Genomic DNA, 13062 nt, shown 5'->3' on the forward strand with positions numbered 1-13062 from the left:
TAATATGGATTTCATAGGTTCAAAGGTTCATCTGAAGGGAGCAGGAAGTTGAGAGTACTATACCGGAATAAAAGTGAGCAGCATGAATTGACGGTGTACGAGACGAAAAGGCTTTACGGGGAAAAAGGACATTTTCGTGTATTGCAGTTCTCTAATGATGCCGTGCAGGGTGCGATCGATGTAGAGCAACCTTCCAGAATTGTTCTGGAGTACCCGAGGGCTATGCTACATCTGATGGAGCGAAATAACCCGCATTACAATCGCGTATTCGTCGTGGGGCAGGGTATTGGCACAATCCCTTCTTATTTGTCCGATCGACAAGTTAAGGTAGCGGAGTTGGATGCGGAGGTTGTGGAAATCAGTCAGCACTTTTTTGGATACAAAGGGTCCCCTGTCCTGGTGGGGGATGGTCGGGAACTGCTGGAACGGGAACAGGCTGGGACGTACGATTATATCGTTATAGATGCATTTACGGCAACGGGCACACCAGAGCAGTTTACGAACCGTTCTTTTTTTTACATGGCAAAAGACAAACTGTATGCAGGTGGTGCTGTGCTGCTTAATGTGTTTGGACGTTGTGGTAACGATCAGCTTGTCAACGCAATCTACACAACGCTTGGAATAGAATTCCCTTATGTACGTGCCTTTGCACTTCCGGCCGAGCCTAATGACGTTCAGAATCGCATATTGATGGGAAGTCTTCGCCCAATTGATGTTCAGGTGCGGTATATGGCGGGCTTTGTGGAGCAAAACCTGGAAGAGGGTTATGTCATTGAAGGGTAAATAGATGAAGAGGATTCGCTTATTCCCCGGATGCGTTATTTTGTCATAAATTCGTCAATCCTATAAATTCAAAGTTAATATACGTCATTTCTTCATTGTTTCTTAACAACTTTATTATATGATGATATAGGTATGCTTTTTTATGAAAATCCGGGGGAAGCAAAATGATTGCAAATAAAAAAAAATCCAGATTACGCAGAAAAGTAAAGAAGTTCAAAAAAGTCAGTCTGACCGCATTACTTGGTGGATTCGTTACAATCTCCGTATTGATGACGCTAACCATTATGGTGATTACCTCGTATACCACGCAGAAACAGTCTCTTATTAACAATACTCTTTCTGTTAACTATGCGAGTGCTGTACAGATGAGTCAAACGTTAAACTCCTTATTTGAATCCATGAAAAAAAGCTTAAAGTATGGAGCCGCACATTTTAAAAATGTCGATTTCAATGATAAGGAGAAACTGAACACTACGCTGGATCTCATCCATAATAGCAGTGATTATTTTAACGCTGTAGTCTTGGCAGACCAGATGGGGCTTGTGCTGTCGAGGTCACCGTATTCTCAGGCCAGTATTGGTACACATGTGAGCTCCGAGGCGGCCAAAGCGGCGATCAAATCCAAAGCCTCATACATATCAGATGCTTACGTGACACCGCGAACGAATCGTAGAATTGTTTTTCTCAGTGAACCAATTGTTGATCCAATGGGAAAATACAAAGGCATGATTAGTGGGAGTATCTATTTGCAGGAAAATAATATACTCGATTTGTCGTTTGGGAGTCAACTTAAAACCGACAACGGAACATACTTTTTTATAGTTGACCATAAGGGAACGTTGCTTTTTCATCCCAACGTCAGCCGAATTGGCAGAGATATTAGAGCCAATACAGTGGTGCAGAAACTGATCAAAAATCAGACGGGACAAGAGCAATATACGAATTTGGATGGGGTTAATACGCTTGCCGGATATTACAAAGTTCCAGCAACCAACTGGGGAGTGGTTGTCGTATCGCCAACCCAAATCGTATATGATCAGTTAAACCGTCAGATCGGACTGTTGTTGCTATACATAGCGGTACCCTTTATATTGTTGACTCTAATTGTGTTAAGAGTTGCCCGGAAGCTGGTACATCCGTTTGTATTCTTGGCTGATCTTGTGCAACAAGTAGACAAAGGGCAGGTGGAGTTACCTGTCGTGAAGCCGCATTGGAACAGGGAAGCCGATCTGCTTACTCGAGCGGTGCTTGGAGCGATGACAAGTTTCAGAAACAAGACGGATCAGTTGGTGTATGATGCAAGAACGGACGTATTAACTGGTTTGAATAATCGCAGAACCTTTGAGGAAGTGATTCAGGCATGGACTCATGATGAGAATCCATTTGCAATCATTGTTCTCGATATAGACCGCTTTAAGTTAATTAATGATACCTATGGTCATTCGACCGGAGATGAGGTACTGAAACAGATCGCGAAGTTGATTCAGATGTCTGTAAGGCCTGAGGATGTTTGTTTTCGGTTTGGCGGTGAAGAGTTTGTTGTACTGTTAAGGGATTACGATTCCAAGAAGGCGTATGAGATAGCTGAGCGCATTCGGATTTCAGTTGAAGAAAGTATATTGGCTGTTGATCGTACCGTTACGATATCTGCAGGCATTGCTGAGTTTCCAATGCATTCCCGTTCGGAAACAGAATTGTTTCATCTGGCAGATAATGCGCTCTATCTGGCCAAAGAAGAGGGACGCAATAGAACCGTCATCATTCAGACGGTGGAAAAAGCAAAATAGTAGCACAGAAGAACAGAGAATACGGAAAAATACGAACAGACCCTTATGAACAGGGTCTGTTTCTGTTTGTTTCTATATGAAAGATGACAGGATTCGGTCACATAAAGCCATTGTGCTAACATTATCGCGAGCGCTTGAGAGTGGAACGGCCCCCGTCTGGCAACAGGACATAAAGTGTCTCATTTCACCTACAAAGCCACGCAGATAAAGATCCCTATAAGCTCCAGACATTGGGGTGCCGGAAGGAGTATATAACGAATCGTGTTCTTCAAGAGACTTCCATGGAAGAAGATCCCCTTTATGAGATTCATGTATTGTAAGTTTGGTGATCTCATCGGCTAGAGCGAATCCATGCTCAAAAGTAACCAGCACACTTTCGCTTTCACGTGACCATGCACTCATCCCTGTAAAATAGGCACTGCCCGTGACACCTTCATCAAAAATCAAGGAAATACTCTGGTTAATATGTTTTCCATCTCTTACAGTCGTTCCTGTTACTTGCATAGCTTCGCCAAACAAATAACGCATGAGATCCACCATATGTATGGCAGCAAGTTTCATAAACTGTTCTTCATTTTCACAAAAAGGCGTGCTATCTACGGCAAATTTCATCTGGAACGAGCGCACTTTACCGAGTGTTCTCTCATCAATGAGTGTCTTGAGTTTTTGATAGATCGGAGCATATCGTTTCATAAAACCGACCATGACCACAACAGCACCCTGATCTGCTGCTTGGGCCACCTTAGCGGCTTCTTCTGCAGTCCAGCCAAGTGGTTTGTCCACATAGACATGTTTACCTGCCTCAATGCATTCCAGCACAAGTTTGGTTTGATCCACTGGCTGAGCAACGACGACGACTCCGTCACAGGTTTCCTGCTTCAGCATCTGGCCGGCATGATCATAGGCTTGACCTGAACTGCCAAAGCGAAGCAGGGCCGCCCTAGATCGTTCAAGATTCCTTGTAGCCACAGCCTGAATGGTTGCACCCGCTTCGATCGCTGCAGGGTAAATATTCGTGGAGGCATGGAATCCGGCTCCGATAAAACATAGTTTTGAATTCAGCAAATGAAAGTCCCCTTCATTGGTATATGTGCTTTATGTCATTATAAAATTACTATTGATAAACATATGTGGTTTGAATTAGTGAGAAAAGGACATATGTCCCTCTAAGGGATTAAAAAAGTTGTTGCAATATAAAAATGTAACATGTATACTCTGAATTACGGTAAAACAAGGAATTGTTTCACCGGATATACTTTTCATCGATGATGAAGAGATACATAATATGCGGTCGTGGCGGAATTGGCAGACGCGCACGGTTCAGGTCCGTGTGGGCTAACCCCCCGTGGAGGTTCGAGTCCTCTCGACCGCATAACAAAAAGGTTTGTATGTTGCCCGAATGGGCAATGTACAAACCTTTTTTCGTTTGCTTTTTCCTTAATGCTCCTGAATCTGGTTATACCAAATTTTACTGGTCAGCAATCCTGAAAGGATACCAGCTAAACCGAATAGAGCAACACTGAGCATTAATTGAACGGGCGAGAAACGAAACAAAAACGCAATTCCACTACCAAAGGTGGTTCCAGCGAGAAAGCCCAAGGCGACCCCCAGATGTTTGAATGACTTCATTGTATTCACCTGCTTCTAAAATAGAGTATGGAGTGGTCCATTTTTGTAATGCAATAATCCGCTCGCTACACAGTTTCATTTTGTGGTCTTTTCAGGTAAATTATGCATCGTTCATCATCTTGGCGTATCCAACTAAAATAGGCTCTGGCCCCCGGGAGAGGGCGCAGAGCCTTTTGGCTGTTCGCTGTTTTATTGATTACGACGATCCTTAAGAATGACATCTGCGAACAGAATAGTTTTCGGGATGCGGAAAAATTGTTCCGCTTGTTCCTGAAACGCGGCAGAAGGCAGCGTTCCCTGATGCAGCCATTTGCGGAAAGTGCCGGGATGAACCCCGATCCAGTGGCTGACATCTGTCACCGACAAATCATGGACCATACACAGGCCTGTCAAAATACGGTTACTCACTGGAGAGCGGGTTACCGTCCGCTTCATAAAGCGGGAAGGCTCGGGTTGACAGATGACAGGACTGTTGCGCACGACCTCTTCATTAAAAAGAATATGTCGCGGGTAGCCAAGCAACTGACAAGTTTTGTCCAGATTGGTACTGCCGGGTATTCGCCCTTCATACACCCACGCGCTTACACTGCGTGAGGAGATCGAGAGGTCTTCAGCGAGCTGAGACAATTTAATATCGTTGGCCATCAGCACGGCAAGAAGAACACGATTGCGGATTTGACAGCGTGTCGGTTTGCGGAACCGTTTAACACGGACACCTTTTCCCAAATATTTACGGTTGATCAGAGACCACGCCTGGATGGAATGTTGTTCTGGTTGATTAGGCATATTTCCTCCGATTTTTTTAACCAAATACTACAATAAATAAAGGGGTACTTTCAAGTGCCGCAATTACTGGTTTGAAAACCGCTTGTGCGTCATTCTACATGAAAGAGGGAACTACGAACTAGACCTCTTGCGAAACACATCCTAGTATATTCCTAGATTACAATGATTCACTAAAAAAGATGGAATGAATTGTACGAGATTACAAATTAATTAGTTCTATTTACCCACTAATAGGTCTTTAGAACTTTTGTGTTATTTTTGTTGATTTCATGCTGTTTTTCCCCTGAACTCCTACTACATTTGTAAATCTACTTTTGGTGTTCAAACCAAAAAAGTGCACAAATCTGAAATGATAAATCCGCATGTTCAGCAAGACAGATGAACGATCACAATCTCTCATTCTCACATATATTGTAGGGTGTTCAAACAAGAAAGAACAAGGGAGAGGTGAGGAACGTGAGCCCAGCGGTGAGTTCGGTTACTGCTATTTCGGGAGCGGTTGTGACGTTCGCTTTTGGCGGGTGGGATCAGCTACTTAGTCTGCTTGCGATCGCTATGGCTATTGATTATGTTACAGGTCTGGCGGCAGCTGTGAGAACGGGAACGGGATTGAACAGTAATATTGGCTTCTGGGGACTTGCACGAAAAGGGCTAATGCTGACCGTTGTTCTGCTTGCTCACCGTATTGATCTGATTATGGGGACCGATATTATTAAGGGAGGAGCAATTTATTTTTACTTGGTCAATGAATTGATCTCAATCACAGAGAATTATGCCAAAATTGGATTGCCTTTACCTGCCAAGCTCAGACAGGCTATCGCGGTACTTAAGAAACAGGAGGAACAGAGCAGTCTGCCTGACCGGGAATGGAACATGCCTAAGCCAAATTCCGCTATCCCTTCTCCAGTAAAAGAAGAGGTTCAATCAAAAGAAGATGTTCAAACTGTTCAAGGTCAGGAGAAAAGGGTTGAGAATGGGGGAGTGTCTTCTGATCGGCAGTCGGATTCAACGAAGGATTAGCCTGGGGGAATATTATTGTTGTTCGGGAAACGCATACAAAGCATCCTTTCGTAATAGACGGTGATATGATATATTTTGGATACACGAAACATAGCTAATAGTTCTAGTTATTAATCCAAACGAGGTGTTTACCAAGATGATTAAGCATATTGTCCTGTTCAAAATGAAAGATCGCTCTGCAGAAAGCGTTGAGGCGGCTGCCCAGGTTCTGCGTAATCTGGAAGGCAAAATCGATGTTCTCATGTCCCTTGAGGTGGGTATCGATGTACTGCGTTCGGACAGATCATTCGACATTTCACTGACAGCGGAGTTTGCTTCGCTGGAAGATCTTCAGGCGTATCAGGTTCACCCACTCCATCAGGATGTCATCAAGTACATGAACGAAGTGAGAGAACAATCCATTGCTGTTGACTATGTGATCTAAGGTTTTACACATTCTATTCTGGATTTGAAGGGGAATCTGCATGAGCGATTTAAGAGACGTTATGGAATTTCTATATATTTTTGTTGTGTTTCTGATCGCTTGCCCTGTTATGATCTTCTGGCTTAAGCGCAGAGGGAAACGAAACCGATAACTCACTGAACGGGAAGTGAATGAATGTATTATGTGAATAGGGAGCAGATCGCTCGCCGGCTTGACGCGATACCGGAAGTTGCTGAAGGGCTTCGGCAGGTTGTACAGGCCTGGGATGGTGGTCTGGTATTGGGGATGGTGCAAGAACGATGTTTGCATCTTGCCGTTGAGATTGTGACTGATGTGGGCAGTTATCTCATTGATGGTTTCATTATGAGAGATGCAAGCAGTTACGATGATATTATTCAGATTAATTATGAAGAGAGCGTATTTGATGAATCAACATACGGGGTTTTGCGTCAACTCGTTACGTTGCGTAAACCGCTTGTGCAAGATTATTACAGCTGGCAGCGAACCGTGTTGAATCCACTTAGTGCAGCCTTGCCGGATGTGCTTGAACAGTTCTCCGGCCAGGTAAGCACTTATGTGGAAAAAGAACTTGGACCTTTTCAGGGAAATGAAGGCCAAGTGAGAGAGTAAGGAATGAGGGAAGCTGTATGGAGAAAGATTCGAAAGGGACAGATCAAGGGAAGCGGGAAAGCGATGAAATGTCATCAGGATTTCACCCCGTGTACATGGTGGAGTTCCTGTTTAATGAAAAGCCAGATGTGAATCGGCATGTGTTACAGGAGGCGCTCATCCATCGAACGGGACAAGGGAGACTGGATGTAAAACAGGAAGAGAAGGAACAGGGAACGCAGGAGATGATGGTGTTCTACCATATGGAACATAAGGTTTCCTTTCAGGAAGGTAGCATCCCCGCTCAGACTTGCTTGCTACCCGTACATGAAATTGTGGACCGTACACGTTTTGCGGGGGCTTTGCAGCAAGCATGGCACTGGCCTGAAGCAGGAGAAGCTATAGCTTCTGCCCGTTATTCCATTCGGATTCATGATATGTTTACTGCTGCCATGCCGCGTAAACAGCGTCTGGACTTGTTCCAGAAAACGGTGCTGGCTGTGCAGGACACACTGGATTGTGATGCGCTTTACTGGTACGGCAGTGACAAACTGGTTGAACCTGATGCTTACATTCAATCCCAGGAACGCGAGGAGCATCTCTATGCTGCGATGAATGTGCGGATGTATCAAGCGGGAGGTACGGAGCAACAGCGAGAACTGGTTATGGATACCGTAGGTTTATCTGCGCTTGGCGTACCTGATGTGCAATGTCACTTTACTGGACTTGACCCCGATACGGTGGCTCAGACACTTCTGGGTGCTGCGTATTACATATTTGATCAGGGAGATGTATTGCAGGATGGTCAGACCTTGGGCTCATCTGGTGGACAGCGCTGGCGCTGTGAGCATCAGTTTGCTTTAATTGCACCAGGGAGATACGTCGTAGATCTGAACCCGGGAGAAGAGCATGCTGTACCCGCGCCTCAGACAGTTCGGTAAAAAAGAATGAGGATGGGTATCTTAACCCAGAGATGCGTTTGTTCCGTTTTTTTTTCACTCCAGAGTGTCAGGTCAAGCCCATCCTGCTTATAATGCATGAACAGAGTAGGCATTGGCCCAGATGAACAGATCCTATCGTTGTTTCATAAACCGATGTCTAACCCATTGAAGAGGAGAGATGGATCATGAAAGATTCGAATAAAAGCTTGTTGTGGGGGGCTTTAATCGGCTCCGTCGTTGGTTCGGTCACTGCACTGCTGCTTGCACCAAAATCAGGACGTGAATTGCGTCAGGATATTTCCGAGGGTGCTCGTCAAGTTACGGATAAAGGTCAAGAACTGGCTGTAAAAGTGGGAGAGCAAAGCTCACAGATCGTATCCAAAGTGAAGGAAACGGCGGATGTAGTTATTAAGGATATCCAGTCCTGGCGTTGCTCTTCGGATGGTAAAGAAATCCGGATATCCGCTGCAATTGCAGATGCGGATAAAGCTGAAGGAGTACAGGGGCATGTCCAGCCTGAGATCCAGGTTCAAGATCAAGTAGAGGATTCAGGACAAACTCAAGGCTTGAAATTGGTACCAACAGAGCAGGGGAACGAAAATATTGTCAAGCTTACTACCGATGAGTCCAAAGACGAAAACTAAGCAATGCGGGTTTAGCAGGCTTTCCCCAATCCGGTGGAAAGCCTGCTTTGTTGTGTGCTCATGCTATGCATGACAACAGGATTCAATGACTTAAATTTGAACCCGGTGATGAAATCGGGTAAGATGTAGGTACCTTTTTGCCGGAAATATCATAGGGTAGGTAGAAAGCTTTTTTAGTATGGAAGATCAGAATGAATTTAATGAAGAAGGAAGCGGTGTGTTCGTGCAGCAAGCTATTGCTATATTAGACTCCGGTGTAGGGGGATTGACCGTTGCGAAGGAAGTGATGCGTCAACTCCCGCGGGAAAAGATCATTTATTTTGGGGACACTGCCCGGACACCGTACGGACCCCGTTCGTCCGAACAAGTGAAACAATTTACGGAGCAAATCGTTGAATTTTTGATTCAGTTTAATCCGAAAGTGATTGTGATCGCCTGCAATACGGCGACAGCCGCCGCACTGGAATATATCCGGACCAAGGTGGATGTTCCTGTCATTGGAGTGATCCATCCTGGTGCAAGGGCAGCCATTATGGCAACACGTACAGGCCGCATCGGTGTGATTGGGACTGTGGGTACGATCGGAAGTGGTGCGTATACGTCGGCACTCAAGCAGCTGTCTCCTTATGTCGATGTGGTCAGCCAGGCTTGTCCTGCACTGGTGCCGTTGGTGGAGAAAGGCGAATTTCGTTCCGAACACACAACGTATACGGTGGATCAAGCGCTCGGAGAAATTAAAAGAGAGCCTATTGACTGTCTGATTCTTGGTTGCACGCATTATCCGTTTCTGATGGATACCATTCAGGATGTCATGGGCCAGGATGTAAAGCTCATCAGCTCAGCCGATGAAACAGCGAGAGAAATCAGTACCATCTTATATGATAAACGCAAGCTGGCAAGCGGAGATGAAACGCCTGTGCATCAGTTTTTCTGTACTGGTGATCCGCGTATGTTCCAGAATATTACGAAACAATGGCTGGGAGAGCAGATTTCCAAGACACCTGTCGTCTGGCAGGTCACGCAGTTGTCGTAATCGCTGTCGGAATGTATTAGTAATCATCATTATATGGGATAAAAATAGGATTAAGCCTGCATTCATCTATGTAATTTTGCTTCGGTGCCCGGACCTGTTAAGGTTCGGGCTTTTATATATTTCTTAGGCACGCTCCAACTCTGCTCTGGTGGCTAGAATATCTAACATAACATAGAAGTCTGCGAACGATGTCACATGACGGACAACCGGGCTTGCATACGATAATACAGGTACGAATAAAGGAGAATCAATTGGGAGAATCCGACCTGTGGAAGGGAGAACAACATGGAACTGCAATGGATTATCGTGAAAACAGGTGACACGTTACCGCGAATTGCTTCGGCATATCGCATGACTAATGCATTGTTGTGTGCGCTGAACCCCGAAGCTACAGCGCAGCCTTATCTACTTGCCGGTCAGATGTTACGTGTGATGCCTGGAACCGGACGCAGATATGCGGTACCACCGGGAGAAACGGTGCAGGAAACGGCAGAACGTTTTGCATTATCGGAAGAACAGCTTCGTGAGAGTAATCCCGAAATCTCCAAGGTGAAGGATTGGGGTGGATGCTGTATAAATATTCCTCAGGCTGGTGGGAAAACCATCGTGAACATTGAGGGTGAATATGGATATCGTGAATTGATCAGAGATATACAGCGATTGGAAGCACGCTATTCCTGCGTGAAATCGGGAGAGATCGGTACAAGTGTGATGGGAAAAACATTACCTTATGTGCGAATCGGGCAAGGCCCCCGCCATATCCATGTGAATGCATCGGTTCACGCCAATGAATGGTTAACCACGCCAGTTCTAATGAGGTTTATTGAAGAATACGCTGAGGCGTATTCCTTGGACTCGCTGTGGCACTCCTATGATCCGCAGCGCTGGATGCAAGAGACGTCCTTATGGGCGGTGCCCATGGTGAACCCGGACGGAGTAGAGCTAGTTCAGGAAGGTGTAGTGAATCATCATAAGTATGCTTCTGAATTACTTGCGTGGAATGGAGGACGACCACACTTTACACATTGGAAAGCGAACATCAGAGGTGTGGATCTTAATGATCAGTTTCCGGCTCACTGGGACGAGGAGGTTGCGCGCAGAAGTGTTTTTTCGCCTGGTCCAAGGGATTATGCGGGCACGGCTCCGCTAACAGAACCTGAGGCTCAGGCGCTTGCACAGTGGACGCAGGAACATGCATTTGCTGCAGTGGTATCCCTGCATAGCCAAGGTCAAGAAATCTATTGGAATTATCGGGATCTGGAGCCGAGAGAGAGTGCACCATTGTCGCGTAAGCTAGCCAAAGCGTCCGGGTATAAAGCCGTAAAACTTGGTGGTAGTGATGCTGGTTATAAAGATTGGTTTATTCAAGCGTTCGGCAAGCCTGGCTTCACCGTAGAGGTGGGTCTGGGAGTGAACCCGCTACCAGTGGAGCAATTTGATGACATTTGTGTGGAAGTGGGCATGCTGCTGGCAGAATTGTTATCCCATGGAGAGCGTGAGGCAGGTGCCTCAGGTTAGCGGGCATGAAACGAAACGATCGTCCAGACATATAACCGGAACGGGCGCTGAAGCGGCGCTCGTTTTTTATCTTTGTAAATCCAACCTTAATAATCCTGATTCTGATGAATTGGTTTGTCAGCCGAGTTGAATGCAAATATCCAGTACTGGTGGACAAAACAACATCTCGAGGTCGTGTCGAAAATATGACTTCATGTCATTTTCGCATCAATGTTATTGCGATTAGCTGTAACTTTCTTTACAATAGATGCTGGAGTTTAAAATGAATGCTGAAATTGTTGAAACCAGCAATGATAATATAGGAGATGAATTGAATGAACTGCAAAATCACTCGTAACGCAGCGAAAGTGTTGAAGCTTGAACTGGACAAGCCGGAGAATGAAGGTAAACTATTGCGTGTTGTGATTACACATGCACACGGAGACCATGCGCATTACGGTCTTGACCTGGATACGCCAGGAGATAATGACACTGTAGTATCTACAGATAAGGGCATCGACGTTATTTTGGAAAATGGACAACCTATGCTGGATGGCGTGAAAATTGATTACCTCTACTTGCCACAAGAAGGATTTGTGATCACGAATCCATCCAAAGGCAACCACGGCGACCACTAAGGGAGCGAAGAAGGGGAACTCATGGCTAACGATATCCGCGTATGCGAAAAATGTAATCACATCCGATTGAAATCCATTGTGCCTAAGCTGGAGAAGATGGCTCCAGGCACAGAAATCAAGATCGGTTGTAAATCTTATTGCGGCCCATGTGCGAAGCGTGCTTTTGTTTTCATCAACGGCCGATACATCAGTGCTCCAACGGAAGAAGAAGTACTTACGAAGGTTTCCAAGTTCATCAAATAACCGAATAGCTACCTGAAAAGGAGGGGCAGAAGCCTCTCCTTTTGCGTTGCATTTTGTTTTAGCCCAAGTTTTGATGACGATCCCGATCCGAATGGAGCAAAAATATTTGGAAGGTGTCCTCCTGAATTTCAATGGCGATGCGAACGTCGTCTTTATTAAGAATATGCACATTGCCCATCTGCTCGTCCTTCAGTTCCGTCCAACCGACCTCATGTAACTTTTGAAAATAATCTTCAGGTGGATATAGTCCTTGTTCACCACCGATGTGTTTCAGTTCATACGTTTCGCTCCGAGATTGTGTGGGGTGATCGGAATAAGCCGCGGATTCAATGAGTTTGGCATTGGCAGGCACGGGGATATCCTTATGCAACGATGAAGAGACGTATCCTTTGATCTCATACGTGGAGTTTGTGAAGCGCTGCGTCCAAAAAATAAAAAATAAGAGTAACAGAACGGATAGCAATGAAACGGTTAGGAGGCCTATACGAATCCCTTTTGTGCTCAATCAGCATTCCTCCATTTTTTTGATCTTACAACCTTCTGCTCTTTTAACGTATCTTGGAGGCATAAAGTTTGAACAAATTTTCAAAAAAAGAATAAGTCTTCTCTATGCAATCCATGCTAACAAGGTGACAGGAATATGATTCCGAGGAGGAATAACTCATGCCCAAGCGTTATGATTCCAGTTTGCAAGCGGGTACAACGGTATCTCAGGCGCAAAATGCGGTGAACAAGCTTCATTATGCTGTATCCCAGGCCATGTCCCATCCGAATGCACAGACCATTGTGCAGGCAGAGCAGCGGCTGGCTCATACCGAGCAGGCGATGAAGCAAGCAGAGTTGTCACTGGGTGGACAGGGTTTCGAGTTAGCGCAGGAAATGTTCATTGAGGAGAAGCAGAGGTTACACTCACTCCAGAATCAGCACAGGCAAGGGAAGAAATAAACTGTTCCTGTTACACCGTAACCTGCAGGCCGTGATGGTCTGCAGGTTTTTGGTTTTTTCCAGCGCTTAAAATTCTGTCAGAA

At 45.4% G+C, this 13062-nt stretch carries 15 protein-coding genes, 1 tRNA gene and 1 pseudogene; 13 read left to right on the top strand and 4 right to left on the bottom strand.

Features of this window, described 5'->3' with window-relative positions:
- The first annotated feature begins 48 nt into the window (after nt 1-48).
- Together H7T88_RS01025 and H7T88_RS01030 are read left to right on the top strand one after the other, a co-directional pair.
- Nucleotides 49-783, top strand: a complete 735-nt coding sequence (locus tag H7T88_RS01025) for a spermidine synthase (RefSeq protein WP_154958109.1) — start codon at nt 49-51, stop codon at nt 781-783.
- Between the two features lie 164 nt (nt 784-947).
- Nucleotides 948-2570: a sensor domain-containing diguanylate cyclase gene (locus H7T88_RS01030; protein ID WP_154886642.1), complete on the top strand. Its 1623-nt coding sequence runs from the start codon at nt 948-950 to the stop codon at nt 2568-2570.
- A gap of 72 nt (nt 2571-2642) precedes the next feature.
- Here H7T88_RS01030 and H7T88_RS01035 read toward each other — a convergent pair whose 3' ends face one another.
- Nucleotides 2643-3635 carry a Gfo/Idh/MocA family protein gene (locus tag H7T88_RS01035; protein WP_154886640.1) on the bottom strand — a complete coding sequence of 331 codons (993 nt, stop codon included), beginning with the start codon at nt 3633-3635 and terminating at the stop codon, nt 2643-2645.
- Nucleotides 3636-3857: 222 nt separating this feature from the next.
- On the opposite strand from H7T88_RS01035, the gene H7T88_RS01040 reads away from it, so the two are divergent.
- Nucleotides 3858-3942: transfer RNA gene (locus tag H7T88_RS01040), tRNA-Leu, on the top strand.
- Nucleotides 3943-4007: 65 nt separating this feature from the next.
- Here the strand turns inward: H7T88_RS01040 and H7T88_RS01045 are convergent.
- Nucleotides 4008-4199, bottom strand: a complete 192-nt coding sequence (locus H7T88_RS01045) for a hypothetical protein (protein WP_154886637.1) — start codon at nt 4197-4199, stop codon at nt 4008-4010.
- Between the two features lie 189 nt (nt 4200-4388).
- On the bottom strand, nt 4389-4985 hold the full coding sequence (locus tag H7T88_RS01050; RefSeq protein WP_090920440.1) for a helix-turn-helix domain-containing protein: 597 nt from the start codon (nt 4983-4985) through the stop codon (nt 4389-4391).
- Between the two features lie 447 nt (nt 4986-5432).
- Between H7T88_RS01050 and H7T88_RS01055 the strand changes: the two are divergent.
- From H7T88_RS01055 to H7T88_RS01095, 9 genes and pseudogenes are all read left to right on the top strand, one after another.
- Nucleotides 5433-5825, top strand: a pseudogene (locus tag H7T88_RS01055) (phage holin family protein); the annotation flags it as partial.
- A 316-nt stretch (nt 5826-6141) separates the two neighbouring features.
- Nucleotides 6142-6429: a Dabb family protein gene (locus H7T88_RS01060; protein ID WP_090920446.1), complete on the top strand. Its 288-nt coding sequence runs from the start codon at nt 6142-6144 to the stop codon at nt 6427-6429.
- A 174-nt stretch (nt 6430-6603) separates the two neighbouring features.
- Nucleotides 6604-7059 (top strand): DUF86 domain-containing protein, encoded by a 456-nt coding sequence (locus H7T88_RS01065; RefSeq protein ID WP_221786504.1) that lies wholly within the window; start codon nt 6604-6606, stop codon nt 7057-7059.
- Nucleotides 7060-7076: 17 nt separating this feature from the next.
- Nucleotides 7077-7979 (top strand): DUF4261 domain-containing protein, encoded by a 903-nt coding sequence (locus H7T88_RS01070; RefSeq protein ID WP_221786505.1) that lies wholly within the window; start codon nt 7077-7079, stop codon nt 7977-7979.
- Nucleotides 7980-8164: 185 nt separating this feature from the next.
- Entirely contained in the window at nt 8165-8623 is a 459-nt protein-coding gene (locus tag H7T88_RS28995; RefSeq protein ID WP_221786506.1) for a YtxH domain-containing protein, read from the top strand.
- Between the two features lie 223 nt (nt 8624-8846).
- Nucleotides 8847-9656 carry a glutamate racemase gene (racE, locus tag H7T88_RS01080; protein ID WP_312027569.1) on the top strand — a complete coding sequence of 270 codons (810 nt, stop codon included), beginning with the start codon at nt 8847-8849 and terminating at the stop codon, nt 9654-9656.
- 285 nt (nt 9657-9941) lie between these two features.
- A complete protein-coding gene (locus tag H7T88_RS01085; protein ID WP_423246113.1) occupies nt 9942-11174 on the top strand; it encodes a M14 family metallopeptidase in 1233 nt (410 codons plus the stop codon).
- A gap of 314 nt (nt 11175-11488) precedes the next feature.
- Complete coding sequence (locus H7T88_RS01090; protein WP_090920458.1) at nt 11489-11791, top strand: heme biosynthesis protein HemY; 303 nt, start codon at nt 11489-11491, stop codon at nt 11789-11791.
- 21 nt (nt 11792-11812) lie between these two features.
- The gene (locus tag H7T88_RS01095) at nt 11813-12034 is read left to right on the top strand and encodes a YuzB family protein (RefSeq protein ID WP_090920463.1); all 222 of its coding nucleotides are present in this window, start codon (nt 11813-11815) and stop codon (nt 12032-12034) included.
- A gap of 58 nt (nt 12035-12092) precedes the next feature.
- Here H7T88_RS01095 and H7T88_RS01100 read toward each other — a convergent pair whose 3' ends face one another.
- A complete protein-coding gene (locus tag H7T88_RS01100) occupies nt 12093-12539 on the bottom strand; it encodes a hypothetical protein (protein WP_221786507.1) in 447 nt (148 codons plus the stop codon).
- A 158-nt stretch (nt 12540-12697) separates the two neighbouring features.
- On the opposite strand from H7T88_RS01100, the gene H7T88_RS01105 reads away from it, so the two are divergent.
- Nucleotides 12698-12979, top strand: coding sequence for a hypothetical protein (locus tag H7T88_RS01105; protein WP_221786508.1), 282 nt, complete (start codon nt 12698-12700; stop codon nt 12977-12979).
- Nucleotides 12980-13062: the final 83 nt, after the last annotated feature.

The sequence above is a fragment of the Paenibacillus cucumis (ex Kampfer et al. 2016) genome (assembly GCF_019748695.1).
Taxonomy (GTDB): domain Bacteria; phylum Bacillota; class Bacilli; order Paenibacillales; family Paenibacillaceae; genus Paenibacillus; species Paenibacillus polysaccharolyticus.